The sequence below is a fragment of the Nocardioides sp. Root240 genome (genome assembly GCF_001428825.1).
Classification (GTDB): Bacteria; Actinomycetota; Actinomycetes; order Propionibacteriales; family Nocardioidaceae; genus Nocardioides.
Genome location: NZ_LMIT01000015.1, coordinates 235,246 through 261,786 on the forward strand (window position 1 = coordinate 235,246; position 26,541 = coordinate 261,786).

Sequence of the window (26,541 nt, forward strand, 5' to 3'; positions counted from 1 at the left end):
CCCAGGCTCAGGTCAGCAGCTTCTTCTGCACCTTCCCCATCTCGTTGCGGGGGAGCGCGTCGGTGAACCGCACCTCGCGCGGGCGCTTGTGCGCCGACAGCTCGGCGCCGACGTGCTCGACCAGCTCGGCGGCCAGGGCGGCCTCGTCCGCCACCTCCGCACGCGGTACGACGAACGCCACGATCCGCTGCCCGAGGTCGGTGTCGGGCAGACCGACCACCGCGCACTCCGCCACGGTGGGATGGCCGAGCAGGGTGGACTCGATCTCGCCGGCGCCGATCCGGTAGCCGCCTGACTTGATCAGGTCGACCGAGGCGCGACCGACGATGCGGTGCCGGCCGTCGGCCGCGATGCACGCGACATCCCCGGTGCGGAACCAGCCGTCGTCGGTCCACACCTCGGCAGTGGCGTCGGGGCGGTTGAGGTAGCCCGCGAAGAGGGTCGGACCACGGACCTCCAGCTGGCCGACCGACTCCCCGTCCTCGGGTACGGCGGCGCCGTGCTCGTCGCGCAGCCGGGTCTCCACACCGGCGATCGGGACGCCGACCCAGCCCGCCTCGCGCCGCCCGTCGGCGCGGGTGGCGACGGTGATCAGGGTCTCGCTCATGCCGTACCGCTCCGCGACCTCCAGGCCGGTGAGCTCGCGCAGCCGGGTGAAGACGGGCACGGGCAGGGCGGCACTGCCGGAGACGAGGAGGCGGGCGTCGCGCAGTGCCGCGGCGTGCTCGGGGGCGTCGGCGATGCGGCTCCACACGGTGGGGACGCCGAAGAAGAGCGTGGCGCCCGCGCGGGCCGCGTCGGCGTACCGGTCGGGGGTGGGGCGGCCGACGTGCACCAGGCCGCCGCCGACGCGCAGCGGCCCGAGGACGCCGAGCACGAGGCCGTGGACGTGGAACAGCGGCAGTCCGTGGGCGAGCACGTCGTCGGCGGTCCACGCCCACGCCTCGACCAGGCCGTCGAGGCCGGCCGTCAGCGCGGCGTGGGTGATCAGCACACCCTTGGGGAGCCCGGTCGTGCCGGAGGTGTAGAGGACGAAGGCGAGGTCGTCGTCGGCGATCTGGACCGGTGCGTACGGCGCGCGTGCGGCCAGGTCGACGGCCCGGTGAGGCAGGCCGTGGGCCTCGGGCGGAACGGGGCCGACCCAGCAGTCGGGGGCGCTGTCGCCGAGCAGGTGGCGCAGCTCGCCGGTGCCGGAGTCCGGGGGCACGGGGACGACGGTCGCACCGGCCAGCAGCGCACCGACCACCGCGACCACGGTCTCCATGGTCGGGGTCGCGTGCACGGCGACCCGCGGGCGGCCGGGGAGGGCCGCGGCAACGGCCGCGGCGGCTCCGCGCAGCTCGGTGGACGTCAGCGTCGTACCGGCGATCGTGACGGGGCGTCCGGCGGCGGCGGTGAGGGCGGTGAGGAGCTCGGGCACGACACCCATCCTCCCGGATCCCGGGTTGCGGGCGCCCGCGGGTGCATGATGCCTGCATGGGCGGGGCACGGGTGCCTCGCACGACCCGAAGGAGCCCGCAATGGCAATGCTCTGGACCATCATCGTCACCGTCGTCGGCGGCACCGTCATCGGCCTCATCGGCAAGGCGGTCGCTCCCGGTGACCGCACGAGGTTCCCGCTCTGGCTCACGACGGTCTGCGGCATCGTGGGCATGCTGGCCGGCAGCCTGCTCTACTGGGTCGTCGCCGGCCACAACAACGGGAGCTTCGACGGCCACGAGGCCACGTGGGACAACACGACCAACGGCATCGACTGGCTGCGCCACCTGTGGCAGATCGTCGTCGCCGCCGTCGCGGTGATCGTCGCGGCCGGTGTGACCGGCCGCAAGAAGGCCTGAACCCAGCTGGTCCGGAGGGTCAGGGCCTGGTCATCGCGGCCAGGTCGAGCGCCGCGTCGAGCTCGTCGAGGGTGAGCTCGCCGCGGTCGACGTACCCGAGGGCGAGGACGGTCTCGCGGATCGTGGTGCCGTCGGCGAGCGCCTGCTTGGCGATCTTGGCGGCCGCCTCGTAGCCGATGTGGCGGTTGAGCGGGGTGACGACGGACGGCGAGGACGCGGCGTAGCGGTGCATCCGCTCGGCGTCGGCGGTGATGCCGTCGATGCAGCGCGCGGCCAAGGTCGTCGTGGACGTCGCGAGCAGGCGGATCGACTCGAGGACGTTGCGGGCCATGACCGGCATCGCGACGTTGAGCTCGAAGCTGCCGCTCGCCCCGGCGACGGTCGTCGCGGCGTCGTTGCCGATCACCTGCATGCAGACCATCAAGGTGGCCTCGGGCAGGACCGGGTTCACCTTGCCGGGCATGATCGAGGAGCCGGGCTGCAGGTCGGGAAGGTGGATCTCGGCGAGGCCGGTGGTCGGCCCGGAGCCCATCCAGCGCAGGTCGTTGCAGATCTTGGTGAGGCCGACGGCGATGGTGCGCAGCACGCCGCTCAGCTCGACGAGCGAGTCGCGGGTGCCCTGGGCCTCGAAGTGGTTGCGGGCCTCGGTGAACGGCTCGCCCGTCGCCTCGCCCAGCGCCGCGATGGCGGCCTCGGCGAAGCCCGGCGGGGTGTTGATGCCGGTGCCGACGGCCGTGCCGCCCAGGGGCAGCTCCCGCACGCGGGGGAGCACGGAGGCGAGCCGCTCGGCGCCGTACCGGATCGTTGCGGCGTACCCGCCGAGCTCCTGGCCGAGCGTGACGGGCGTGGCGTCCATCAGGTGGGTCCGCCCCGACTTCACCAGGTCGGCGAACTCGCCCGCCTTCGCCTCGAGCGAGGACGCCAGGACGTCGAGCGCGGGCAGCAGGTCCCGGACGACGGCGAGGGTCGCCGCCACGTGGATCGCGGTCGGGAAGGTGTCGTTGCTCGACTGGCTCGCGTTGACGTGGTCGTTGGGGTGCACCGTCACGCCGGCCTGCGCGGCGAGGGTCGCGATCACCTCGTTGGCGTTCATGTTGGAGCTGGTGCCCGAACCGGTCTGGAAGACGTCGATGGGGAACTGGTCGTCGTGGCGTCCCCCGGCCACGGCGCGCGCGGCGTCCTCGATGGCGCCCGCGAGCTCCGCCGGCAGTACGCCGAGCGCCGCATTGGCCCGTGCCGCGGCGGCCTTCACCTCGCCCAGCGCGTGCACCAGCGCGGGCTCGATGGGGGTGCCGCTGATCGGGAAGTTCTCGACCGCGCGTTGCGTCTGGGCCTGCCACAGTGCGGCGGCCGGGACCCGGACCTCGCCCATGGAGTCGTGCTCGATCCGGAAGTCGTCCGTGCTCACCCTTCGAAGGTACCCGGCCGGTCGCCGGCGGCACGAGCACCGTCTGCCTACACTGCAAGGAGGACTGCAGGAGTCGGGCCGTCGCAGGCGGGCATCGCCGAGACAACAGGCACCGGCACCAGCAGCAACGCGCGGAAACCCGGTGTTCGCGGGACCGCGGTGGAGCACTCTTGATCTCCTTCGTCTGGTCGCCGCACGAGCCCCTGCCCGCTGGTACTGGCGGCTCCGAGAACTACACGATCGGCCAGGTCCGCGAGCTGAACCGCCGCGGCGTCCCGGCCCAGGTGGTCACCGTCGGACTCGGCACGGACGACGGTCGTGCGGAGTTCGTGGACATCCCGTTCGTCGCACTGGCCCGGGTTGCCGACATCGGCCTGCTGGCCGACCCGGTGGTGTTCGTCAGTGAGGCACCCGCCGTCCTGACCCGCGAGCCGGCGTACCAGATCCTGCACGTGCCCCCGCCGTTGCGGTCACGGGAGCGCGCCGCCGTCGCCGCGGCGACCCGGGACCGCACCCTCATCGCCACCAGTCACTTCGCGGCCCGGCTCTGGGCGTCCTTCCTCGACGTCGACGTGCCGACCATCCAGGTGGTGCACCCCTTCGCCGAACCCGACTTCGCCGCCGCGGCGCGCCCGCCCCGGGCTCCGGGGACGACCCGGGTGCTGTACGCCGGCCGGCTGACGCCGGAGAAGGGCGTCTACACGCTGTTGGCGGCGCTGCACAGCGACCTGGTCGCGGGCGACCCGAGCATCAGCTACACGGTGACGCTGGCGGGGGCCGATCGGCCGCAGGGCCGGATCATCCATGCCCTCCTCGCCGCACACCCGGGAGTGCGGGTGGTGCCGGCCCGCCGCACGCCCGCCGCGATGGCGGCCCTCATGGCCGAGCACGACGTGGTGGTCATGCCGTCGAACAGCCAGTACTGGCACGAGACCTTCGGCATCGTGTCCATCGAGGCCCAGCACACCGGTTGTCGCGTGGTCGCCTCCGACGACGGCGGCCTGCCGGAGACCGGTTGCGGCGGCCTGATCCTGGTCGCCCCGGACAACGCCGAGGCACTCGCCGCGGGCATTCGGCAGGCGGTCCGCGCCGGCCCGCTCCCCGCGGCCCTACGCCGGGAGGCCGGAGAGTGCTTCACGGTGGCCCAGTCGGTCGACGCGCTCCTGGCGGTCCTCACCGGCCCCCGCCCACTCCCGCCCGCCATCGTCGTGCGGCAGCTGGAGGAGATGATGCAGCTCCCTGCGGCCCCCGAGCCGCTGGTGCTGGACTGACCATCCCCGTCGTCGAGCTGCGTCAGTCGAACAGCTCGCTCAGCCACGACTCGCGCTTGCGCTTCTTGTAGTGCCTGTCGTCGCCGCGTCGGTCGTCGGGACGGCGACGGTCGTCGTACTGCGGGTAGCCCTGCTGCGGGGCGGCCTGGGGTGCCGCCTGGGGCGCGGGCATGCCGACCGAGCGGTCGATGATCTTGTCGAGCTCACCGCGGTCGAGCCACACGCCCCGGCACTGGGGGCAGTAGTCGATCTCGATGCCGTTGCGGTCGCTCATCACCAGCGTGGTCTCGTCGATGGGGCAGCGCATGCCTCGTCAACGGACCGCGCTCGGCGCGGGTTCCCGGCGGGGCTGCCTCAGCTGGCGCTGAGCACGTCGTAGTGCACCACGACGCGGAACTTCGCGACGTCGTACTGCGACTTGTAGGCCGTGAAGTAGCGCCAGGAGATGTAGCGGTCCTTGTCGACGAGCGGGGTCGCGCCGCGGGTGTAGCCGTTGTGCCAGGCGACCTTGGAGCCGGCGAACCGGAAGGCGGTCCACGTCTCCTTGGGGTTGTCCCAGTACTCGATCCCGCCGCGGCTGCCGGCCTGGCCCTTCGCGGCTCCGCCGTAGGTGTCGATCCGCGCGTCGACGTAGCGCTCGGCCGCGGGGACCCGGACGGCGTGGACGGTGATCACGGAGCTGGCGTTCCAGGTCTGGGTGCGGCACTTGGTGTTGGCGTAGTAGCCGTACGACCCCGCCCAGCCGCGTCGCGACGGCTTGCGCAGCGTGGAGCACTTGCCGACGTACTTCCAGTAGGCCTTCGTGGGCAGTGCCTGGACGGTGTAGGTCTTGCGGACCAGACGCTGCAGCGACACGTTCACCGAGCCGGTCACCGTGGCCGCGTCGGTGCCGTTGAAGGCGATCAGGGTGTAGCTGCCGGCGGCCACCAGGTTGCCGCCGGTGTCGCGGCCGTTCCAGACCACGGTGTCGCTCGAGGCGAGGTCGAAGGTCTGGACCGTGGTGTCGGTGGCCGTGTTGCGGACCTCGAGGGACGTCACGTCGTCGGTGTTGCTGACGACGGTGATCGTGGTGCTGGCCGGCCGCTTCGTGGTGCCGATCCTCGGGTAGATCGTGGCCTTCGAGGAGGTGATGGCGGTGACGTCGGGCGGCGTCGCCTGCGCCGGCACCACGCCGACCAGCGTCGCCGCGAGGGCGGCGATCAGGGCGAGAACAGGAATACGACCGAGCATCTCCAGACCTTCCGAGAGGGCGGCACCCGAGTGGTACCGGAAGGGGGAGTAGATCACGCCCGCCGCAGCCTTCGTGGCGTTTTCTGCCCAAATGTGTCAACAGGCCGATGCCGCGGCCCCGCCGCTTCTCCTACTCCGCGGAGCGCACCCGGATGCCAGACACGGGGACGGTGACCGCCCCGCTCGGGTCGGTGAAGAAGTCGTTGCCCTTGTCGTCGACCACGATGAACGCCGGGAAGTCCTCGACCTGGATCTTCCAGACCGCCTCCATGCCGAGCTCGGGGTACTCGATGACCTCCTGGCTCTTGATGCAGTCCTGGGCCAGGCGGGCGGCGGGGCCCCCGATCGAGCCGAGGTAGAAGCCGCCGTACTCGCCGCACGCCTCGGTGACCTGCTTGCTCCGGTTGCCCTTCGCGAGCATCACCATCGAGCCGCCGGCGGCCTGGAAGGACTTCACGTAGGAGTCCATCCGGCCGGCCGTCGTCGGGCCGAACGAGCCGGACGCCATGCCCTCGGGGGTCTTGGCGGGGCCGGCGTAGTAGACCGGGTGGTTCTTCAGGTACTCCGGCATCTCCTCGCCGGCGTCCAGGCGCTCCTGGATCTTGGCGTGCGCGATGTCGCGGGCCACGACGAGCGGGCCGGTCAGCGAGAGCCGCGTCTTCACCGGGTGCGACGACAGCTGGGCCAGGATCTCGCTCATCGGCCGGTTCAGGTCGACCTTCACGACCTCCCCGCCGGAGATGTCGTCGGCGACGCCGGCGTCGGGCATGTACTGCGCGGGGTCCGTCTCGAGCTGCTCGAGGAAGACACCCTCGGACGTGATCTTGCCGAGCGCCTGGCGGTCCGCGGAGCAGGACACCGCGATCGCGACCGGGCAGGACGCGCCGTGGCGGGGCAGGCGCACCACGCGGACGTCGTGGCAGAAGTACTTGCCGCCGAACTGCGCGCCGATCCCGAAGGACTGCGTCAGCTTGAAGACCTCCTCCTCGAGCTCGAGGTCCCTGAAGCCGTGCGCGCTCATCGAGCCCTCGGTCGGGAGGTTGTCGAGGTAGTGCGCGGAGGCGTACTTGGCCGTCTTGAGGGCGAACTCGGCCGACGTACCGCCGATCACGATCGCCAGGTGGTACGGCGGGCAGGCGGCGGTGCCGAGCGAGCGGATCTTCTCGTCGAGGAACTCCAGCATCCGCTTCGGGTTCAGGACGGCCTTGGTCTCCTGGAACAGGAAGGACTTGTTGGCCGATCCGCCGCCTTTGGCCATGAAGAGGAACTTGTACTCCGGCTTCCCGTCCTTGGAGGGGGTGGAGTAGAGCTCGATCTGCGCCGGCAGGTTGGTGCCGGTGTTCTTCTCCTCGTACGTCGTCAGCGGCGCGAGCTGGCTGTAGCGCAGGTTCAGCTTCGTGTACGCGTCGTAGACGCCCTTGCTGACCCACTCGGCGTCGTCGGCGCCGGTGAGCACGCCCTCGGACTTCTTGCCCATCACGATCGCGGTGCCGGTGTCCTGGCACATGGGCAGCACGCCACCGGCGGAGATGTTGACGTTCTTGAGCAGGTCGAGCGCCACGAAGCGGTCGTTGCCGGAAGCCTCCGGGTCGTCGATGATCTTGCGCAGCTGCGCCAGGTGCGCCGGCCGCAGGTAGTGGCTGATGTCGTGCATCGCCTCGGCGGTGAGCTGCTGGATCACCGCGGGATCGACCTTCAGGAAGGTCTGGCCGTCGGGACCCTCGACCGTCTCGACGCCCTCCGTCGTGATCAGGCGGTAGGGCGTGTCGTCGTGCGACGCCGGGAGGAGGTCGGAGTACCGGAACTCTGCTTCAGCCACGACCACCGAGGATATCGCGTGCCGCGCCGGGAAAGGCACGAGGGCCGGGAGCGCTGGTGCGCTCCCGGCCCTCGTGGCCGTTCTGTCGTGCTGCTCGGGGTCAGCTCAGGATCAGTAGGTCCCGGGCGGCGCGATGGCCGTGCTCGCGACACCGATCTCGATGACCGCGCCGACGGGCAGGCCGGCCTGGGCGGTGCTCAGGGTGATCCGCACGGCGTCGATGCGGTTCATCCAGGCGCCACCCGGGTGGACCTCCTGCCGGTTGATCGCCACCTGGCCGAGGTTGGCCACGTTGATGATCGTGTTCGGCGAGACGTCGATCGGGATCTTCTGGCCCGCGATGACGAGGTTGACGAGCTTGAGCTCCATCTTGCTCGTCCACTTGCCCTCGTCGGCCTTGCCGTAGGCCGTCACCTTGATGGCGTCAGCCTTGATCAGGCCGCCGAGGAGGTTGACCCCCGCGGTCTGGTTGGTGTTGGTGATCTCGGCGTTGCCGAAGGCGTCCTTGGTCGACGTGGTGGTCGAGCTGACGACGCCGGTGGTCAGCAGGCCGGGCACCTTCACGGACAGCGTGGAGTTGGTGAGCGTCTTGCCGTTGCTCGAGCCGACCGGCGTACCGACGCGCGCGGTCGGGTCACTGACGATCGAGACCGTGTCGCCCACGTCGGCCTGGACGCGCGTGCCGTAGGCGGTGCCGAACAGGCCGGCGCCCTCGGACGGGTCGACCTCGGAGAGGTACTGGTTGACCGGGTTGACCAGCAGGGTCACGCCGGCGGAGTAGCTGCCGAACGGCTTGAGCAGGGTGACGCCGATCGCCCAGCCCATGGTGCCGAGGACGCGGTCGACCTTGCCGTTGATGGCGTAGTTCAGCGTGATGTTGGCGACGCCCGGAACGGTGACCGAGTAGTTCTTCGGGATGTTCAGCGGCAGGTTGATGCCGATGATCTTGATGCCCGCGAGGCGCGACGACGCGGTGTAGGTGCCGGTGCCGGTCGCCTTCTGGCCGGTCGTGCTGATGTTGGTCTCGACGGCGTCAGCGGTGATCAGGCCGTTGAGCAGGCTCACGTGGGCCGTGCGGGCCCAGGACTTGAGGACCGTGTTGGTCGGGTTGACCGTGGCGGACGTCGTCGTCTCGATGGCACCGACCTCGGCGAGGCCCGCGACCTTCGCGGCGAGGGTGCTGTTCTTGGAGCTGGACGACTTGGCGCCGCCGGTGACACCGGACTGCGCGGTCAGGTCGGACTGCACGACGCCGTCGAGGACCTTGATGTAGGTGCCGCCGGTGCTGGCGGCGTAGCTCCACTCGACCGGCGCAGCCTGCGCAGGTGAGGGAACGGCGACAAGGCCCATGCCCATCAGGACGAAAGCCACCAAATAAGAAATTCTGCGGACGCTCACGGGACCCCATTCCCATCGTTTGTGTGAAGTTCTGCTGTTCCCCCGGAGAAACGCTATCCGGGCACACGATGCCGCGGAGAGAGAACCCCTCGCTCAGTAAACGGCGTTATGAGCGGGAAGTCACGTTGGGGAACCCTCTCACCACCCCTCGTTGCGGCAATCCAGCGGTGCGCTAGCGTGGTGCCGACCACCCACGGGAGTCCGCGGCAGCGGGCTGAGAGGGAGCTGGAGCCGCTCCGACCGTCACACCTGATCCGGATCATGCCGGCGAAGGAACGGACGAGATGACTGCTCTGCCACGGCTTTTCTGCCTGGTCTCCGCCACGGACGACCACTACCTGCTGCCCGCGCTGGCCGCGGCCGGCGTCGACGGGTTCCAGGTCCGGGCCAAGGACCTGTCCTCGAGAGCCCTTCGAAATTTTACTCGCGAGGTGCTCGCCGCGGTGCGCCCGTACGGCGCCCGCGTGGTCGTCAACGACCGTCTGGACGTCGCGCTCGCGGCCGGCGCGGACGGGGTGCACCTGGGTGCCGACGACCTCGCCGTCGCCGATGCGCGCCGGATCGCGCCCGGCCTGCTCGTCGGGGCGACCTGCCGCTCGCGCGCCGAGGTGGTCGCGGCCGCCGAGGCCGGTGCTGACTACGCCGGCTTCGGGCCGGTCCACCTGTCCGGCTCCAAGGCCGGCCTCCCCGCTCCGCTCGGGGTCGCCGCCGTGACGGCCGCCGCCGGTGTGCTGCCGCTGGTCGCGATCGGCGGGCTCACGGCCCCGTCCGCGGCCGAGGTGCGCGCTGCCGGGGCCCACGGCGTCGCCGTGATCGGCGCGATCTGGCGACATCCCGACCCCGTGGCAGCAGCGAAGGAGCTCCTGACGGCGCTCGCCTGATGAGGGTCGAGGTGCTCGGCGCCGGGATCGTCGGGCTGACGGTCGCCGACGAGCTGGTCCGACGTGGGCACGACGTCACGGTGGTCGATCCGCGACCGGCCCTCGGGGCGTCGTACGCCGCCGCGGGGATGCTGAGCCCCACCGCCGAGGTCTGGTACGGCGAGGAGGACCTGCTGCGCCTCGGCTCCGCGTCCCTGCGGATGTGGCCGGAGCTCGCCCGGCGGCTGGGCGTGGAGCTGCGGCAGCACGGCACCCTCCTGGTCGGGTACGACGCCGGCGACCTCCAGCAGGTCGACCGGCAGGTCGAGCTGCTGACGCGGCACGGTCACGACGCCCAGCTGCTCGACCGTGCCGGGGTCCGCGACCGCGAGCCCGCGCTGGCGCGGGTCACCGGTGGGGCGCTGCTCCCGGAGGAGGCGAGCGTCGATCCGCGGGCCGTGTGCGACGCCCTGCTCGCACGGGTGCCGCTCGTCGGCGTACCGCGGGGAGCGGACGTCACCGTGGTCGCGACGGGAACCAGCCTCCCGCCGCCCTTCTCCGGCCTGGTGACCGGGGTGCGGGGCGAGATCCTCCGGCTGCGGACCGACGACCCGCCCCTGCGCACGGTGCGCGGCTGGGCCGCCGGCGAGCCGGTCTACCTGGTGCCGCGTGGCGGCGGCGGCCTCGTCCTCGGCGCGACGTCCGAGCGGCACGACGGCCCGCCCGTCGTGACGGCCGGCGGTGCGCTGCGCCTGCTCGCAGCGGCCCGACAGCTCTGGCCCGCGCTCGACCGGGCCGAGCTCGTCGAGGGCACCGCACGCGACCGGCCGGCGACGGCCGACGGCCTGCCGCTCGTCGGCCCGAGCGGTGTCGACGGCGTGCTGCTCGCCGCCGGCCACCACCGCCACGGCGTGCTGCTCGCGCCGCTGACGGCCCGGCTCGTGGCCGACCACCTGGAGGACGGCCACCTCGAGCCGGTCCTCGACCCCCGCCGCGCGATGGAAGGAGTGCGATGACGATCACCTGGAACGGCGCGTCCGTGCGGACCCCGCACACGACGCTCGCCGATCTGCTCCACGAACGACTGGGGGAGCCGCGACCCGAAGGGGTCGCGGTCGCCGTCAACGGGGAGGTGGTGCCGCGGTCGACCTGGCCGGTGGCATCGCTGACCGACGGCGACGTGGTCGACGTGGTGACGGCGGTGCAGGGCGGATGACCGTTCTCACCATCGCCGGCGTCGAGCTGTCGTCGCGACTCCTCCTCGGGACCGGCGGCCTGCCGCGGGTGTCGCTGGTCGGCCCCGTCCTGGCCGCCGCGGAGCCGGCCCTGGTCACGGTCTCGATGCGTCGTGCGTCCTCGCTGGCCGACGGAGGGCTGCTCGCCGAGCTGCGGGCCGCCGGCGTCCGGCTGCTGCCGAACACCGCCGGCTGCCTGTCGGCCCGGGAGGCGGTGCTCACGGCGGAGCTGGCCCGCGAGGCGCTCGGCACCGACTGGGTGAAGCTCGAGGTGATCGGTGACGAGGCCTCGCTGCTGCCCGACGTGGTCGAGCTGCTGGACGCGGCCGAGCAGCTGGTCCGGCGCGGCTTCACCGTGCTGCCCTACGCGACCGACGACCCCGTGGTCGCCCGCCGGCTGGTCGATGCCGGCTGCGCGGCGGTGATGCCGCTGGGCTCGCCGATCGGCTCGGGCCTGGGCGTCCTGAACCCGCACGCCATCGCCGCGGTGCGGGCCGCGGTCGACGTCCCCGTGGTCCTCGATGCCGGCGTGGGTACGGCGAGCGACGCCGCCCTGGCGATGGAGCTCGGCTGCGACGCCGTCCTCGCCGCCACCGCCGTCACCCGGGCCGACGACCCGGTGGTGATGGCCCGGGCGCTGCGGCTGGGCGTCGAGGCCGGGCGGCTGGCGTACGAGGCCGGCCGGATCCCGCGCCGGCCCACCGCCCGGGCGTCGAGCCCCGTGCTGGGGAGGATCGGGTGAGGGGTTGCGCGAGCTTGCGTCATAGGCTCCGTGGGCTGGAGCCCACGGACACAATGACGTTGGCTCGGTTGCTCGTGCTGACCGACCGCCACCAGGTCCCTTCCGGCCGGACGCTCGCCGACGTCCTGGCAGCGGTCGCGGACGGCGGCGCGACGAGCGTGCTGCTGCGGGAGTCCGACCTGCCCGACGACGAGCGCGCCGCGCTCGCCGCGGTTGCCCACGGGCGCGGGCTGTCGGTCATCGCCGCCCACCGTCCGGTGCCGGGCGGGGCAGGCGTCCACGTCCGTGCCACCGACCCGACACCGGCCGGGGGCCGGTGGGGGCGGTCCTGCCACGACCGCGTCGAGGTCGACCAGGCGGCGCGTGAGGGCGCGGCCTGGGTGACCCTGTCGCCATTCGCCCCGACCGCCAGCAAGCCGGGGCACGGTCCTCCGCTGGCGGCGTCGGCGTACGCCGGGTTGCCGGTGCCGACGTACGCGCTCGGGGGGATCGGCCCCGCCAACGCCGCCGCGGCCCGGGCCGCCGGGGCCCACGGCGTGGCCGTGATGGGTGCCGTCATGCGGGCGCCGGACCCGGCGGTCGTGGTCGCTGCGTTGCTCGAGGTGGTCGCATGAACCCGCCCGTCGTCGTCACGATCGCCGCAACCGACCCCGGCGGGGGCGCGGGCGTCGCGGCGGACCTCGCGACCTTCGCCGCGCTGGGCGTCCACGGTGCGTGCGTCGTCACCGCCGTCACCGTCCAGGACACGACCGCGGTGCACGCCGTCCACCCGCTGCCCACCGCCGTCGTGCTCGCGCAGCTGGACGCCGTGCTGGCCGACCTGCCGGTCGCGGTGATCAAGACCGGCATGCTCGCGACCGTCGAGACGGTCTCCTGCCTGAGCACCCGCCTGGCCGATGTCCCAGGCACACGACCCCGGCTCGTGGTCGACCCGGTGCTGCGCGCCAGCACGGGCGCGACGCTCGCGACCGACGAGGTCGTCGCGGCCTACCGGGAGCACCTGTTGCCGCTCGCCGACGTCGTCACGCCGAACGAGGACGAGTGGGTCGCGCTCGGCCGGCCCACGGGCGCGCACGTCCTGGTCACCCGCGGCGGTGACATCCCGACGACCAACGACCACGGCACCGGCTGCACGCACAGCAGCGCGCTGGCGTCGTACCTGGCCCGGGGCGAGGACCTCGCCACTGCCGCGCTCCGCGCCGACGCCTTCGTCGCCCGACAGCTCCACCTCAGCAAGGACTGGACCCTCGGCCGCGGCCGGGGACCCGTCGCCCACCTGCACGCCCCCACCGAAGGAGTCACTCCATGACCGTCCACCCCGTCCACCCCGCCCACACCCGCATCGAGGTCGGCGACCTGGCCGTCCCGTTCACCCGCGTCGCGCTCACCAACGGCGAGACCTTCGACCGCTACTGCACGTCCGGCCCCGGCTCCGACCCCGAGGTGGGCCTGCCGCCGCTGCGCGCGGCCTGGATCGAGGGACGCGCCGACACGACGTCGTACGACGGCAGGGAGGAGCAGCTGCTCGACAACGGCCGCTCGGCGGTGCGTCGCGGAGAGGCCCAGGACCCGTGGCGGGGTGCGAGGCGGCGCCCACGCCGCGGAGGGAACGTCACGCAGATGGCCTACGCCCGGGCGGGGACCGTGACCGAGGAGATGCGCTACGTCGCCGCGCGCGAGCAGTGCGACGTCGAGCTGGTGCGCAGCGAGGTCGCCGCGGGCCGGGCGATCATCCCGGCCAACGTGAACCACCCCGAGTCGGAGCCGATGATCATCGGCAAGCGGTTCCTGGTGAAGGTGAACGCCAACATCGGCAACTCCGCGGTCACCTCGTCGATCGCGGAGGAGGTCGACAAGCTCACCCACGCGATCACGTGGGGCGCCGACACGGTGATGGACCTCAGCACCGGCGAGGACATCCACACCACCCGCGAGTGGATCGTCCGAAACTCGCCGGTGCCGATCGGGACGGTGCCGATCTACCAGGCGCTCGAGAAGGTCAACGGCGAGGCGGACAAGCTGACGTGGGAGGTCTTCCGCGACACCGTGATCGAGCAGTGCGAGCAGGGCGTCGACTACATGACGATCCACGCCGGCGTGCTGCTGCGGTACGTCCCGCTGACCGCGAACCGCGTGACCGGGATCGTCAGCCGCGGCGGCTCGATCATGGCCGGCTGGTGCCTGGCCCACCACGAGGAGAACTTCCTCTACACCCACTTCGACGAGCTCTGTGAGATCTTCCGCCAGTACGACGTGTCCTTCTCCCTCGGCGACGGCCTGCGCCCCGGTGCCACCGCCGACGCCAACGACGAGGCCCAGCTCTCCGAGCTGCGCACCCTGGCCGAGCTGACCGAGCGGGCGTGGGCGTACGACGTGCAGGTGATGGTCGAGGGTCCCGGCCACGTCCCGCTGAACCTCGTCGAGGAGAACGTGCGGCTGCAGCAGGACTGGTGCCACGGCGCGCCCTTCTACACGCTGGGGCCCTTGGCGACCGACATCGCGCCGGGCTACGACCACATCACCTCGGCGATCGGTGCGGCCGCGATCGCGATGCACGGCACCGCGATGCTCTGCTACGTCACCCCGAAGGAGCACCTCGGTCTCCCCAACCGCGACGACGTGAAGACCGGCGTGATCACCTACAAGCTCGCCGCCCACTCCGCCGACGTCGCCAAGGGGCACCCCGGCGCCCGGGACTGGGACGACGCCCTGTCGAAGGCCCGCTTCGAGTTCCGCTGGCACGACCAGTTCGCGCTCTCGCTCGACCCGGTGACGGCGGAGTCCTTCCACGACGAGACGCTGCCGGCGGAGAACGCCAAGACCGCGCACTTCTGCTCGATGTGCGGGCCGAAGTTCTGCTCGATGCGGATCAGCCAGGACGTCCGGGAGCGGTTCGCGGCCGACGGGATGGCGCAGAAGTCGGCGGAGTTCGTCGAGCTGGGGGGGACGGTCTACGTGGAGCCGGAGGCGTCCTGAGCCGCGCGGGCCGCGGCAGCCGCGCGCTCGGTCCACCTCGGAATCTCGCCGTAGCGCTGGCTCGGGATGAGCTCCCCTGCGGCGGACTCCTCGACCAGCTGGGTCATCCGGCGGTCGCGGGTGCTCTGCTGCTTGGCCGAGAGAACCCAGTTGGTGCAGACGCGGCGGTAGGTGCGGGTGGCGGCCTCCCAGTAGGCGGTGGCCGCCGGCGAAGCGGCCAGCTGGGAGGCGTACGGCTCGGGCAGGACGAGCTCGCCGTCGACCTCGTGGGTGTAGGGCGCCTGCTCCTTGCGCCGCTGCTCCCAGATGGCGAGGCCGCTGGGCTGCATCCTCCCGGCGGCGCGCAGCTGCTCGACGAGCTCGAGGTTGACCTTGCTCCAGTTGCTGGTCCTCTTGCGCGGCGACCACCGCTGGCGGACCGCGTCCTCGTCGATGCGCTGGGCGATCGAGTCGATCCAGCCCCAGCACAGGGCGACGGGCACGGCCTCGGCCCAGGTGAGCCCGCCGTCGGGGACGTGCTTCTTGTGGATGCCCATCCACAGCTCGGTCTCGGTGTCGTGGTGGGCCGCCAGCCAGGCGTCGAACTCGTCGGTGTCCGCGAAGAAGCGGGCGGGTCGCTCGGCCGAGCCGCCCATCCGGCCGGGGGTGGTGTCCTTCGCCATGGCACCAGCCTGTCACCCGGCTCCGACATCATGGGCGCATGACGCGTCCCACCATCGCCGTCGGAGCGCTGGGCGGCACCATCGCCTCGACCTCCAGCGTCGCCGACGGCAGCGAGATCGTGCCGACCCTCACGGCGGAGCGGCTCGCGGCCGCCGTACCGGGGCTGGCGTCGGTCGCCGACGTCCGTGCGGAGACCCTGGCGCAGCTGCCGAGCCCGTCGCTCGACGAGCCGACGATCCTGCGCACCCTGCTGTGGGCGCGCGAGGTCGTCGACGCGGGCGCGACCGGGGTGGTGATCACGCAGGGCACCGACACGCTCGAGGAGTCGGCGTACCTGCTCGACCTGTTCTGGGACCGTCCCGAGCCTCTGGTCGTCACCGGTGCGATGCGCTCGCCGCAGGCCGCGGGCGCCGACGGCCCGGCCAACCTGCTCACCGCGGTGCGCTGCGCGGCCGAGCGGCAGTCGCGCGAGCGCGGGGCCCTGGTCGCCTTCGACGACGAGATCCACCAGGCGCGGTGGGTCGCCAAGACCGACTCGATGGCGACCGGCGCCTTCCGCTCGCCGGTGTTCGGCCCGATCGGGCGGTGCGTCGAGGCGGAGGTCGGGTACGGCGTACCGGCGGGCCGGGTGCCGCCCCTGCGGCTGTCCTCCGGCCAGGAGACCGGCGACCCGAGGGTCCCGCTCGTGACGACCTACCTCGGCGACGACGGGTACCTCCTCGACGCCATCCGCGCTGACGAGGTCGACGGCGTGGTCGTCGCGGGCTTCGGTGCCGGCCACGTCTCCCCGACGATGGCGCAGGCGATCGGGCGGCTCGCCCGCCAGGTGCCGGTCGTCTTCGCCTCCCGCACCGGCTCCGGTCCGACCGGACGGGCGATGTACGGCTACCCGGGCTCCGAGATCGACCTGATCGAGCGGGGCGCGGTCGGCGCCGGGTGGCTGCCCCCGGTGAAGGCGCGGCTGCTGCTGTGGGCCCTGGCCCTGAGGGGCCCGCTCGCGCGGGCCGACGTGGCGGCCGAGTTCGAGGCGCGCGGGCGGCTCTGAGCAACCCGCGCGCCCCGCTCAGGCCTCAGCTCTGGCGCGACGTCCCGATCGACCACTTGCTCGTGCGGGTGCCGTGGTTGACCCAGCAGTGGTAGCCGTCGGACCACGTCGCGCAGTTGCTGCTGTCGACGTTGCGCTCGGCTGTGATCGAGAAGGACGGCAGCTTGCCGTTGGCGACCCGCACGTAGCGCTGCATCTGCAGCTGCGCGATCCCCGAGATTCCCGTCGCGTGGTAGTGCCGGCCACGCGTGATCGACGACGACGCGACCTTGGAGCCGGGGTTGCAGAACTTCACGTGGCCCACGGTCGTGCCCGCAGAGACGCCGTAGAAGCCGACGCCGAGGTCGACCGGGTAGCTCTTGCAGGTGGTGGTGTTCCTGACGTCCTTGCCGAGCGAGTACGAGCTCGAGAGCACCTTCACCGTGCCGGTGCTGCGGATGTCGAAGTTCATCCAGCCCCAGTCCTCGTCGCCCTTGCGGTTGCCGATCGTCGCCGTGACGTCGACGAGGAAGAAGTCGTACCTGTTGTTCTGGTCCAGGATCTTGTAGCTGGTCATCACGAGTGACACGTTGCCCGTGGCCTTCGGGAAGTTGTTGCTGGAGTAGTTGTAGCCGCTGCATCCCGGACAGACGCGGCTGTAGGTGAAGGACGCCTGCTTGTACTGGCGGTTGCGGGCGGTCTGGAAGGCGGGCACGTCGCGGGCGAGGACAGGACCAGCACCGCTGCCGGTGGCTGCGGAGCCGGGTCCCGAGGCGGGGACGAGGGTGGTGAACGCGAGGACGACCGCGCTGACGAGGACGATGAGACGACGCATGGATGACTCCCGAGATCGAAGGGTGCGTCTCCCCATCCTCGGCCCGGGGCGCCCGCGCCAAACCCGGTCGGGATCAGCGCACGCCGGAGGGCGAGTCCGGCGGGCGATGGGGGAGCACCGTCGCGACGTAGTCGCGTGCGGAGTCGAAGATGTCGACCTCGTGGCCGGCCTGCGCTGACAGGGCCCAGCGGTGCTCCATCACCTCGTGGAAGAGCTCGGGGGGAGCGATCCGGTCGGCCAGGCCGGCCGGGAGCAGCGCGACGATCGGGTTGTAGATGGTGGTGAGCCAGCGGTGGGCCACGACTGCGCGGTCCTCGTCGTCGTACCCGAAGTGGGCGGTGAAGGCGGCCAGGTCGTTGAGCAGCTTGCGCGCCTGGCTGTCCTCGGCCGAGAGGCCCGTCAGCTCGCGCAGCTCGCGCCGGTGGTGGCCGGCCTCGACGACCTTCGGCTGGATCCGGACCCGGTCCGACGCCGCCTGGACGTCGAGCTCGTCGACGTCGAAACCGAGGTCGTTGAGGCGTGCGATCCGCTGCTCGATCCGGTACCACTCGTCGGCGCCGAACTCCTCCGCCGCGGTGAGCTCGTCCCAGAGCGAGTGGTACTGCTCGGCCAGCTGCGCGACGACGGCCTGGCCGTCGACCTCGATGTCGGTGTCGCCGCTCGCCTGGAGGTCGAGCAGCTCGGCGAAGATGTTCTCGACCCCGACCGTGACGTCGTGCTCGCGCATCGCGTCGGACACGCTCGCACGCAGCTCGCCGGTCTCCGCGTCGACGAGGAAGGCCGCGAAACCGCCGGCGCTACGGCGGAAGAGGGCGTTCGACAGCGAGACGTCGCCCCAGAAGAAGCCGGCCAGGTGGAGCCGCACGAGGAGGACGACGAGGGCGTCGACCAGCGCCGGTACCTGCTCGGCGCGCAGCCCGTGCTGGAAGACCGTGCGGTACGGCAGCGAGTAGTGCAGGTGCTCGGTCAGCAGCGCCGCGGGCAGCGGCTCGCCCGCGTCGTCGACCCGGCCCGTCACGACGCCCCGCGGTACGACGGCCGGTTGGTCGAGGCGCTGGAGGTCGCGCAGCAGCTCGTACTCGCGCAGGGCGATCTCCTCGGTCGTCTCCTTGACCGCGAGGAACTGGCGGTTCACCTGGACCACCCGCACGACGTGGCGCGACAGTCCGAGAGGAAGGTTCACGACGTACCAGTCCTCCCAGTCCGCCAGCGGGCGCGACCAGGGCAGCCGGAACAGGGCCGGATCGGTGCGCGCGGCGACAACGTGGAGCGCCATGTCGCAGAACCTACGCCCGTCTGAGAACCGCGGTCACGGGCACCGGGCGCCTGCGGGACCGTGGACAACCACCCCGCTCCTGGGGTAGACCGAGTGATGCACGCCACATTTCGGGAGGGGTGATCTGGACGATGACGTCGAGACGAGGCACGCGCTGCCGGTCGCTCGCGGTCTCCATCGCGGGGGTCCTGGCTGCCGGCGGGCTCGCGGCCTGCGGCGGGTCCGGGAAGCCGGTCCTGAACTGGTACGTCAACCCCGACGGGGTCGATGTCTTCCAGGACTACGCGAAGCAGTGCAGCACCGGTGACTACGACATCGAGGTGCAGCTGCTTCCCACCGGCGCGACCGACCAGCGCACGCAGCTGGCGCGACGGTTGGCGGCCGAGGACTCCTCGACCGACCTGATGAACCTGGACCCCGTGTTCGTCGCGGAGTTCGCCAACGCCGGCTGGCTCCGGGAGGTCACCGGCGACCTCGCCACCGAGGTCGAGAAGAGCGTCGACGGCAGCGGCAACTACCTCTCCGGCGCCGCCGACACGGTCACCTGGGACGACAAGGTCTACGCGATCCCGCTGTGGGCGAACACGCAGCTGCTCTGGTACCGCAAGTCGCTCGCGAAGGCCGCCGGCCTCGACATGACCAAGCCGGTCACCTGGGACCAGGTCATCGACGCAGCGGCCCAGCAGGGCGGCACGGTGGGGGTCCAGGCCGACAAGTACGAGGCCTACATGGTGTGGATCAACGCCCTCATCCAGGGCGCTGGCGGCGACATCGTCTCCGACACCGAGGCCGGGCGCGACGCGAAGGTCGACATCGACTCCGACGCGGGCCGCAAGGCTGCCGCCGTGATCGAGAAGCTCGCCGACAAGGCCGCCCAGCCCGACCTGAGCGTGTCGCGGGAGGGCACCAGCCTCGGCCAGATGTACCCCGCGAAGGGGCCGGGCGAGTTCATGGTCAACTGGACCTTCGTCTACAAGAACTACGCGGGCCTGGTCGGCGCTCCTGACGGGATCACCGAGGACCAGCTGGCCGACCTCGGGTGGGCCCGCTACCCGGAGACGGTGGAGGGCGAGCCCTCGAAACCGCCGGTCGGCGGCATCGACATCGGCGTGGGCGCCTACTCCGAGCACCCCGACTGGGCCGAGGAGGCCGCGCGCTGCATCACCTCCGAGCAGGCCCAGGTGGACCTGGCCCTCAAGGCGGGACTGATGCCCTCGACCAACTCGGCCTACGACAAGGTCGCTGCCAGCGGCGAGTACCCCAAGGACCTCGTCGAGCTGTTCCGCACGAGCGTCGACGAGGGCGGACCGCGACCCAAGAGCGCGTTCTACGCGATGATCTCGGGCGCGATCCAGTCCCGGTGGCACTCGCCCACCTCGGTCGACCCGGACAGCACGCCCGAGGAGTCCGCGAAGTACCTGAAGGACGTCCTCGAAGGGAAGGCGCTGCTGTGAGCACCGCGACCGCCCCCGCACGCGGCAAGCCCGTCGTGAGCGACCGTGCCCGGGCCGAGACCAGGCTCGGCCAGAAGCTCGTCGCGCCGGCCATCGTCCTGATGCTGCTGGTGACCGCGTTCCCGATGCTCCGGGCGCTCTACCTCTCGACCTTCGACTACGCCCTGACCGCTCCTGACGACCGCGAGTTCGTCGGGCTCGGCAACTACCTCACCGCGCTCAGCGACCCGCTCTTCTGGAAGACCACGGGTGTGACCGTGCTCTACATGGTCGTCACCGTGGCGGTGGAGCTCGTCATCGGCTTCGTCTTCGCCATGGTGATGCACCGGGTGATCTTCGCCCGGGGGGTCATCCGGACCTCGATCCTGGTGCCCTACGGCATCATCACCGTCGTCTCGGGCTTCGCCTGGCAGTTCGCGTTCTCCTTCCAGAACGGCTTCGTCAACGGCTGGCTGCCGTTCGTCGGCGACGACTACAACTGGTTCGGCCAGGGATCGTCCGCGGTGGTGGCGATCATGGTCTCGGAGATCTGGAAGACCACGCCGTTCATGTCACTGCTCCTGCTCGCCGGGCTGGCGCAGGTCAGCGAGGACATGATCGAGGCCGCCAAGGTCGACGGAGCGACGTGGACCCAGCGGCTGACGCGGGTGATCCTGCCGAACATGCGGGCCGCGATCATGGTCGCCGTCCTCTTCCGGGCGCTGGACGCCTACCGGATCTTCGACAACATCTTCGTGATGACGAACGGTGCGGTGAACACCGAGTCGATCAGCTTCCTCACCTACCGCCAGACGATCGAGCAGTTCCAGCTCGGCATGGGCTCGGCCCTCTCGGTGCTGCTGTTCCTGTCCGTGCTGGTCGTGGCCTTCGGCATCGTCAAGCTCTTCCGCGTCGACCTGGCGCAGGCCCGGCAGGAGTCGTGACATGAAGAACCGCATCGGTACCGCAGTCGGCTGCCTGCTGATCCTCGTCTGGTGCCTCCTCCCGGTCGCCTGGATCGTGTCGCTCTCCTTCAAGTCCCAGGAGGCCGTCAAGAACGGCAGCCCGGGCTTCTTCCCTGCTGACGGCGCGGGAGCCGGCTGGGACAACTACCAGGCCGTGTGGGACAACGAGCAGTTCCGCCGGGCGATCCTCAACTCGATCGGCATCAGCCTCATCGCGACGCTGCTCTCGGTCGTGGTGGCGACCCTCGCGGCCTACGCCATCGCCCGCCTCGAGTTCCGCGGGAAGAAGGCCGTGCTGTCGATCGCGCTGGCCATCGCGATGTTCCCCGTCGTCTCGCTGATCGGCCCCCTCTTCGACATGTGGCGCGCGACCGGGCTCTACGACACCTGGCCCGGTCTGATCATCCCGTACATGTCCTTCACCCTGCCGCTCGCGATCTGGACGCTCTCGGCGTTCTTCCGCGAGATCCCGTGGGAGATGGAGCAGGCCGCCCAGGTCGACGGCGCCACGTCCTGGCAGGCCTTCCGCAAGGTGATCGTCCCGCTCGCCGCCCCCGGCGTGTTCACGGCCGCGATCCTCACCTTCTTCTTCGCCTGGAACGACTTCGTCTTCGGCATCTCGCTCACCTCGACCGAGAACGCCCGCCCGATTCCGGCGTCGTTGTCGTTCTTCGTCGGGGACGACCCGTTCAACCGGCCGGCGTCGCTGCTGGCCGCGGGAGCGGTCATCGCGACCATCCCGATCATCGTCATCGTCCTGATTTTCCAGCGCAAGATCGTCGCCGGCCTCACCTCCGGCGCGGTGAAGGGGTGAGGTCCTCATGGCAGCCATCACGATGAACCACATCGTCAAGAAGTACGGCGACGGCTTCCCGGCGGTCAACGACGTCTCGATCGACGTCGCCGACGGCGAGTTCATGATCCTCGTCGGGCCGTCCGGCTGCGGGAAGTCGACCCTGCTGCGGATGATCGTCGGTCTCGAGGACATCACCTCCGGCGACATGCTGATCGGGGAGCGGCGGGTCAACGACCTCGCACCCCGCGAGCGCAACCTCGCCATGGTGTTCCAGAACTACGCGCTCTACCCCCACCTCACCGTGTACGAGAACATCGCCTTCCCCCTCCGCCTGGCCAAGATGCCGGACGCCGAGGTCGACAAGCTGGTCCGCGATGCATCCGCGACCCTCGAGCTCGACGAGCACCTCGAGCGCAAGCCCGGCAACCTGTCCGGCGGCCAGCGCCAGCGGGTGGCCATGGGCCGGGCGATCGTGCGCCAGGCAGACGCCTTCCTGTTCGACGAGCCCCTGTCGAACCTCGACGCCAAGCTGCGCGGCCAGATGCGCACCGAGATCGCCCGGCTGCAGAAGCGCCTGGGCATCACCACCGTCTACGTCACCCACGACCAGACCGAGGCCATGACGCTCGGCGACCGGGTCGCCGTCCTCAAGCGAGGCGTCCTGCAGCAGCTCGCCACGCCCCGCGAGCTCTACGAGAACCCGGGCAACCTGTTCGTCGCCGGCTTCATCGGCTCGCCGCCGATGAACTTCCTGCCCGCGACGGTCGAGGGGGACAGCCTCCAGCTCCCGTTCGGCTCGGTGAGGATCCCCGCTGACAAGGCGTCGCGCGCCGCGGGGCGTGGCCTGCTGATCGCGGGCATCCGCCCCGAGCACTTCGAGGACGCCTCCCTGGCGTCGGCCGACGGGCGCGGTGGCTCGACGTTCGCCGCCACGGTGGACGCCGTTGAGTGGCTCGGCAACGAGACCTACGCCTACATCCCGTTCGAGGCTCCGGCCGAGGTCCGCGAGCAGCTGCAGCAGCTCGAGAAGGACCTCGACGGCGAGGGCATGCGGACCCAGCTGGTGGTCTCCCTCGACGGCGCCAGCCGCATCGCCGAGGGGTCCGAGGCGGAGATCTGGGTCGACGCCAGCAAGATCCACCTGTTCGACCCGGCGACCGGGGAGAACCTCACCGTGGACCGCGAGCGCGCCGGGCGGATCCCGGGCGCCGAGGTCGCGGCCGGCTGAGCTCACCGGCCCGGACGGGAGCGCGCGGCGTCGTAGCGCGCCCAGGCGATGGCAGCCTGCAGGTCGGCGAGGTCGCGGAACCACGTCTCGACCTCGACCTGACAGGCGGTGACGGCGACCTCGGTGTCGTACTCGCCGCACTCGGCCGTGGTCTCCGAGAGTGTGGGCGGGGACAACGACGTGCCGTCGTAGTGATGGATGGTGAAGCCGTTGTCGGCGTCACCCTCGACCGCCACGATCGTGTCGCCGGATGGCTGCCAGCGCGGCGCGCGGGGCCCGTCCTGGGCGGACGCGCCGTCGGCGAGGGCCAGCAGGCCGGTCACGAGCACCGTCACGGCCAGCAGGCCGAACGTCCTCAGCTTCATCTGCACTCCCGAGAGTCGTGCGCCGGCACGTCCGGCGCGGGAGACAGACGCTAGGAGGACCGGTCGACGCGGACCGGCCGGCGGGCACAGGACTGTGGACGACCGGACGGCCGGCGGGTGGTCGTGGACGCGCGGTGGCCGGTGCCGTTGCCGGGGAGGCAGGTGGGACTCAGGCCGCCCGGTCGGCGTTGGCGCGGATCGCGCGGGTGAAGGTCGTGAAGAGCGGCGCGGGCAGGTCGTGGCCCCAGCCCTCGATCATCACGACGCGCGCGCCGGGGACGGCGGCGGCCGTGGCCCGGCCGCCGGAGACGTGGACCATGCGGTCCGCGAGCCCGTGCATCACCAGCGTGGGGACGACGAGGTGGCGCAGCGCCTCCGTGCGGTCCGGCTGGGTGAGCACGGCCATCATCTGGCGCAGCACGCCCGCCCGGCTCACGCCGCGGTCGAAGGTGTCCCCGGCCCGCTTGCGCAGCTTGTCGTCGGGCTGTGGGAAGCGCGGCGAGCCGATCGTCCTCCAGACCGCCAGGCTGCCGCGGACGTAGTCCTCGCGGCCGGGGCCGCGGGTGGCGATCAGCGTGGGGAGCAGGGCGGGGTGCTGGCCGCCGACGCTGCGGCGCCCCGTCGTCGACATGATGCTCGCCAGGCTGAGCACCCGCTCGGGCGCCGTCAGGGCCATGGTCTGCGCGATCATGCCGCCCATCGAGATCCCGGCGACGTGCGCTGCGGAGATGCCGAGGTGGTCGAGCAGGCCGAAGGCGTCGCGGGCGAGGTCGGCGATGGAGTAGGGCGCGCGGGTCGGCGTACCGAGGAAGGCGCGGAGCAGCTGCGACCGACGGACCCGCTCGGTGCCGCGGGTCGAGCGGCCGGTGTCGCGGTTGTCGTAGCGGATGACGTAGAAGCCCGAGGCGGCGAGCTGGGCGCACAGCTCGGAGTCCCACCAGGTCATCGGCCCGCCGAGGCCCATGACGAGCAGCAGCGGCTCGTCGTCGGGGTCGCCGAAGGTCTGGTAGCAGATCTCGATCCCGGAGCAGATCGGGGCGACCAGCTCGTCGGAGATGATCACTTCCGGCCATTCGTGGCCAGCGGAACGGACGGACATGTCCACCAGTGTGCCCAATTCGGTGTAGTTGCCGTTTCAACTGGGTACCGTTTGTGACGTGAGCAACACGTTGGCGCCCTGGCTGCTGCCCGACGGCTACGGCCGCCCGGCACTGGCCGCGCTCCTGCGCGAGGGCAGTCTGGTGACCGAGGCAGGCCGGTTCGCGGTACGACGGGGGGCGGGCCACCGGGTCCGCCGCCGTACGCCGTACGCCGCCCGGACCGCTGCGCGCGCCACGGAGCCGGTGCTGCTCATCCCCGGCTTCCTCGCGGGCGACTGGACGTTGAACGCGATGGCCGGTGAGCTCCGCGCGCGTGGTTTCCGGACCTACCGCTCGCAGATCCGCGCCAACATCGGCTGCACCCTCAACTCGGCACTCGCACTCGAGGCGCGCATCGAGGAGATCGCCGAGCGGCGTGACTCGCGGGTCCAGCTCGTCGGGCACAGCCTCGGCGGCATGATCTCGCGTGGCCTCGCCGCCCGCCGTCCCGACCTGATCGCCGGCATCGTCACGATGGGCAGCCCGATGCGGGCGCCGGCCGCGCACCACGCCGTGCTCACGCGCGGGGTGCGGGTGCTCAACCGGCTCTCCGACGCGGGCTTCTCGACGCTCATGTCGGAGGACTGCGTCGCGGGGGAGTGCGCGCACCTGTCCTTCACGGAGTCCCAGGAGCCGCTGCGCCCGGACGTCGCGATGACGAACGTCTACTCACGCCGCGACGGGATCGTGGACTGGAAGGCGTGCATCGACCCCGCGGGCGAGGCGGTCGAGGTGCGGGCCTCGCACATCGGGATGGCCGTCGACCCGCGGGTCATCGACGTCGTGTCGGCGTCGTTGCTGCGCCAGAGCGGCGCGTTCGCGACGCCGCTGAGCGTCGTCGAGACCGCCTGACCCGGAGTTGCTGGCGCGGCTGACCTGCGGCGCGCCTGCTCGGGTCTCGAGACGCGCAACGATCTCGCTTGCTTCGCGGCGCGAGCTCGTTGCGCTCCTCGACCTTCGCCCTTCATCCGCGGCCTCGTTCCTCGGCCGCGGCGGGCTCAGTCGAAGTCGATGCTGCTGAAGCTGCGCAGCTTCGACAGCTGGTGCTCGGACGTGATCGTGCGGATCGTGCCGCTGCGCGAGCGCATCACCAGCGACTGGGTGACGGCGCCGCCGCCGCGGTAGCGGACGCCGCGGACCAGCTCGCCGTCGGTGATGCCGGTCGCCACGAAGAAGCAGTCGTCGCCGGTGACCAGGGTGTCGGTGGTGAGGATGTGGTCGGGGTCGAGGTTGTGGCCGGCGTCGATGGCGCGCTGGCGCTCCTCGTCGTCGGTCGGCCACAACCGGCCCTGGATGGTGCCGCCCATGGCCTTCATCGCGCAGGCGGCGATGATGCCCTCGGGCGTGCCGCCGATCCCGAGCAGCAGGTCGATGCCGGTGTCCGCGCGGGCGGCCATGATGGCGCCGGCGACGTCGCCGTCGGTGATGAACTTGATCCGGGCGCCGGTGGCGCGGATCTCGTCCACGATCTGGCTGTGGCGGGGGCGGTCGAGCAGGACGACGGTGACGTCGGACGGGTTCGAGCCCTTGGCCTTGGCGACCTGGTGGATGTTCTCGGCGACGGGGTAGCGGATGTCGACGACGTCGGCAGCCTCGGGGCCGGTGACGAGCTTCTCCATGTAGAACACGGCGGACGGGTCGTACATCGTGCCGCGCGGCGACACGGCGAGGACGGCGATGGAGTTCGCCATGCCCTTCGCGGTCAGCGTGGTGCCGTCGATCGGGTCGACGGCGACGTCGCACTCCGGGCCGGTGCCGTCGCCGACGGCCTCGCCGTTGTAGAGCATCGGGGCGTTGTCCTTCTCGCCCTCGCCGATCACGACGGTGCCGTTCATGCCGATCGTCGAGATCATCACGCGCATCGCCTGCACGGCCACGCCGTCGGCGCCGTTCTTGTCGCCGCGGCCGACCCAGCGACCGGCGGCCATGGCGGCGGCCTCGGTGACGCGCACCAGCTCGAGGGCGAGGTTGCGGTCGGGGGCGGGCGGCTCCACGGCGAGGGCGTCGTTCATGGGGCGAACTTTATCGTTGCTCGGGCCC

At 71.5% G+C, this 26,541-nt stretch carries 27 protein-coding genes and 1 riboswitch; of the genes, 15 read left to right on the top strand and 12 right to left on the bottom strand.

Features of this window, described 5'->3' with window-relative positions:
- Positions 1-7 precede the first annotated feature (7 nt).
- Positions 8-1,420, bottom strand: a complete 1,413-nt coding sequence (locus ASE20_RS22250) for an acyl-CoA synthetase (RefSeq protein ID WP_225868940.1) — start codon at positions 1,418-1,420, stop codon at positions 8-10.
- Between the two features lie 100 nt (positions 1,421-1,520).
- On the opposite strand from ASE20_RS22250, the gene ASE20_RS22255 reads away from it, so the two are divergent.
- On the top strand, positions 1,521-1,838 hold the full coding sequence (locus tag ASE20_RS22255) for a hypothetical protein (protein ID WP_082612777.1): 318 nt from the start codon (positions 1,521-1,523) through the stop codon (positions 1,836-1,838).
- Between the two features lie 19 nt (positions 1,839-1,857).
- Here the strand turns inward: ASE20_RS22255 and ASE20_RS22260 are convergent, their stop codons facing one another.
- Positions 1,858-3,246, bottom strand: coding sequence for a class II fumarate hydratase (locus ASE20_RS22260; protein WP_082612778.1), 1,389 nt, complete (start codon positions 3,244-3,246; stop codon positions 1,858-1,860).
- Positions 3,247-3,416: 170 nt separating this feature from the next.
- On the opposite strand from ASE20_RS22260, the gene ASE20_RS22265 reads away from it, so the two are divergent.
- Positions 3,417-4,517 (top strand): glycosyltransferase family 4 protein, encoded by a 1,101-nt coding sequence (locus ASE20_RS22265; RefSeq protein ID WP_056896764.1) that lies wholly within the window; start codon positions 3,417-3,419, stop codon positions 4,515-4,517.
- Between the two features lie 22 nt (positions 4,518-4,539).
- On the opposite strand, the gene ASE20_RS22270 is transcribed toward ASE20_RS22265, so the two are convergent.
- The 4 genes from ASE20_RS22270 to ASE20_RS22285 all read right to left on the bottom strand — a co-directional run bounded on the left by ASE20_RS22270 (position 4,540) and on the right by ASE20_RS22285 (position 8,937).
- The gene (locus ASE20_RS22270; RefSeq protein ID WP_056896765.1) at positions 4,540-4,824 is read right to left on the bottom strand and encodes a zf-TFIIB domain-containing protein; all 285 of its coding nucleotides are present in this window, start codon (positions 4,822-4,824) and stop codon (positions 4,540-4,542) included.
- Between the two features lie 47 nt (positions 4,825-4,871).
- Positions 4,872-5,804, bottom strand: coding sequence for a hypothetical protein (locus ASE20_RS22275; RefSeq protein ID WP_056896766.1), 933 nt, complete (start codon positions 5,802-5,804; stop codon positions 4,872-4,874).
- 73 nt (positions 5,805-5,877) lie between these two features.
- Positions 5,878-7,566 (bottom strand): fumarate hydratase, encoded by a 1,689-nt coding sequence (locus ASE20_RS22280; protein WP_056896900.1) that lies wholly within the window; start codon positions 7,564-7,566, stop codon positions 5,878-5,880.
- 111 nt (positions 7,567-7,677) lie between these two features.
- Entirely contained in the window at positions 7,678-8,937 is a 1,260-nt protein-coding gene (locus tag ASE20_RS22285) for a choice-of-anchor P family protein (protein ID WP_318655563.1), read from the bottom strand.
- A 210-nt stretch (positions 8,938-9,147) separates the two neighbouring features.
- A riboswitch (TPP riboswitch) is annotated at positions 9,148-9,258 on the top strand.
- On the opposite strand from ASE20_RS22285, the gene thiE reads away from it, so the two are divergent.
- The 7 genes from thiE to thiC all read left to right on the top strand — a co-directional run bounded on the left by thiE (position 9,249) and on the right by thiC (position 14,777).
- Positions 9,249-9,845, top strand: a complete 597-nt coding sequence (gene thiE / locus ASE20_RS22290) for a thiamine phosphate synthase (RefSeq protein WP_056896768.1) — start codon at positions 9,249-9,251, stop codon at positions 9,843-9,845. It overlaps the preceding riboswitch by 10 nt.
- Positions 9,845-10,840, top strand: a complete 996-nt coding sequence (locus ASE20_RS22295; RefSeq protein WP_056896769.1) for an FAD-dependent oxidoreductase — start codon at positions 9,845-9,847, stop codon at positions 10,838-10,840. Before thiE ends, ASE20_RS22295 begins: the two co-directional genes overlap by 1 nt.
- A complete protein-coding gene (gene thiS, locus ASE20_RS22300; protein ID WP_056896770.1) occupies positions 10,837-11,040 on the top strand; it encodes a sulfur carrier protein ThiS in 204 nt (67 codons plus the stop codon). The genes ASE20_RS22295 and thiS overlap by 4 nt, the downstream gene beginning before the upstream one ends.
- Positions 11,037-11,801 (top strand): thiazole synthase, encoded by a 765-nt coding sequence (locus ASE20_RS22305; protein WP_056896771.1) that lies wholly within the window; start codon positions 11,037-11,039, stop codon positions 11,799-11,801. Before thiS ends, ASE20_RS22305 begins: the two co-directional genes overlap by 4 nt.
- Before the next feature lie 59 nt (positions 11,802-11,860).
- On the top strand, positions 11,861-12,415 hold the full coding sequence (locus tag ASE20_RS22310; protein WP_200952914.1) for a thiamine phosphate synthase: 555 nt from the start codon (positions 11,861-11,863) through the stop codon (positions 12,413-12,415).
- A complete protein-coding gene (gene thiD / locus ASE20_RS22315) occupies positions 12,412-13,110 on the top strand; it encodes a bifunctional hydroxymethylpyrimidine kinase/phosphomethylpyrimidine kinase (RefSeq protein WP_056896773.1) in 699 nt (232 codons plus the stop codon). Before ASE20_RS22310 ends, thiD begins: the two co-directional genes overlap by 4 nt.
- Positions 13,107-14,777 carry a phosphomethylpyrimidine synthase ThiC gene (gene thiC, locus ASE20_RS22320; RefSeq protein ID WP_056896774.1) on the top strand — a complete coding sequence of 557 codons (1,671 nt, stop codon included), beginning with the start codon at positions 13,107-13,109 and terminating at the stop codon, positions 14,775-14,777. Before thiD ends, thiC begins: the two co-directional genes overlap by 4 nt.
- On the opposite strand, the gene ASE20_RS22325 is transcribed toward thiC, so the two are convergent.
- A complete protein-coding gene (locus ASE20_RS22325) occupies positions 14,753-15,439 on the bottom strand; it encodes a YdeI/OmpD-associated family protein (RefSeq protein ID WP_157538316.1) in 687 nt (228 codons plus the stop codon). The two genes, thiC and ASE20_RS22325, sit on opposite strands and share 25 nt — an antisense overlap.
- A 38-nt stretch (positions 15,440-15,477) precedes the next feature.
- Between ASE20_RS22325 and ASE20_RS22330 the strand changes: the two genes are divergently transcribed.
- Positions 15,478-16,485: an asparaginase gene (locus ASE20_RS22330; protein WP_056896775.1), complete on the top strand. Its 1,008-nt coding sequence runs from the start codon at positions 15,478-15,480 to the stop codon at positions 16,483-16,485.
- Positions 16,486-16,510: 25 nt separating this feature from the next.
- Here ASE20_RS22330 and ASE20_RS22335 read toward each other — a convergent pair whose 3' ends face one another.
- Positions 16,511-17,299 (bottom strand): hypothetical protein, encoded by a 789-nt coding sequence (locus ASE20_RS22335; RefSeq protein WP_056896776.1) that lies wholly within the window; start codon positions 17,297-17,299, stop codon positions 16,511-16,513.
- A gap of 73 nt (positions 17,300-17,372) precedes the next feature.
- Positions 17,373-18,575, bottom strand: coding sequence for a DUF4032 domain-containing protein (locus ASE20_RS22340; RefSeq protein ID WP_056896777.1), 1,203 nt, complete (start codon positions 18,573-18,575; stop codon positions 17,373-17,375).
- Positions 18,576-18,706: 131 nt separating this feature from the next.
- Between ASE20_RS22340 and ASE20_RS22345 the strand changes: the two genes are divergently transcribed.
- Genes ASE20_RS22345 through ASE20_RS22360 form a run of 4 tightly spaced genes read left to right on the top strand, consistent with a single transcriptional unit; the run spans position 18,707 to position 22,997 of the window.
- On the top strand, positions 18,707-20,029 hold the full coding sequence (locus ASE20_RS22345; RefSeq protein WP_157538315.1) for an extracellular solute-binding protein: 1,323 nt from the start codon (positions 18,707-18,709) through the stop codon (positions 20,027-20,029).
- Entirely contained in the window at positions 20,026-20,952 is a 927-nt protein-coding gene (locus tag ASE20_RS22350; protein ID WP_056896779.1) for a carbohydrate ABC transporter permease, read from the top strand. Before ASE20_RS22345 ends, ASE20_RS22350 begins: the two co-directional genes overlap by 4 nt.
- Before the next feature lies 1 nt (position 20,953).
- Entirely contained in the window at positions 20,954-21,787 is an 834-nt protein-coding gene (locus ASE20_RS22355) for a carbohydrate ABC transporter permease (RefSeq protein WP_056896780.1), read from the top strand.
- A 7-nt stretch (positions 21,788-21,794) separates the two neighbouring features.
- Entirely contained in the window at positions 21,795-22,997 is a 1,203-nt protein-coding gene (locus ASE20_RS22360) for an ABC transporter ATP-binding protein (RefSeq protein WP_056896781.1), read from the top strand.
- Positions 22,998-22,999: 2 nt separating this feature from the next.
- On the opposite strand, the gene ASE20_RS22365 is transcribed toward ASE20_RS22360, so the two are convergent.
- Positions 23,000-23,362, bottom strand: coding sequence for a hypothetical protein (locus ASE20_RS22365; protein ID WP_082612826.1), 363 nt, complete (start codon positions 23,360-23,362; stop codon positions 23,000-23,002).
- 169 nt (positions 23,363-23,531) lie between these two features.
- Positions 23,532-24,461 carry an alpha/beta fold hydrolase gene (locus ASE20_RS22370; RefSeq protein WP_056896902.1) on the bottom strand — a complete coding sequence of 310 codons (930 nt, stop codon included), beginning with the start codon at positions 24,459-24,461 and terminating at the stop codon, positions 23,532-23,534.
- A 58-nt stretch (positions 24,462-24,519) separates the two neighbouring features.
- On the opposite strand from ASE20_RS22370, the gene ASE20_RS22375 reads away from it, so the two are divergent.
- Positions 24,520-25,353, top strand: a complete 834-nt coding sequence (locus ASE20_RS22375) for an esterase/lipase family protein (protein WP_056896783.1) — start codon at positions 24,520-24,522, stop codon at positions 25,351-25,353.
- Between the two features lie 146 nt (positions 25,354-25,499).
- Here the strand turns inward: ASE20_RS22375 and glpX are convergent, their stop codons facing one another.
- On the bottom strand, positions 25,500-26,513 hold the full coding sequence (gene glpX, locus ASE20_RS22380) for a class II fructose-bisphosphatase (protein ID WP_056896784.1): 1,014 nt from the start codon (positions 26,511-26,513) through the stop codon (positions 25,500-25,502).
- Positions 26,514-26,541 lie beyond the last annotated feature (28 nt).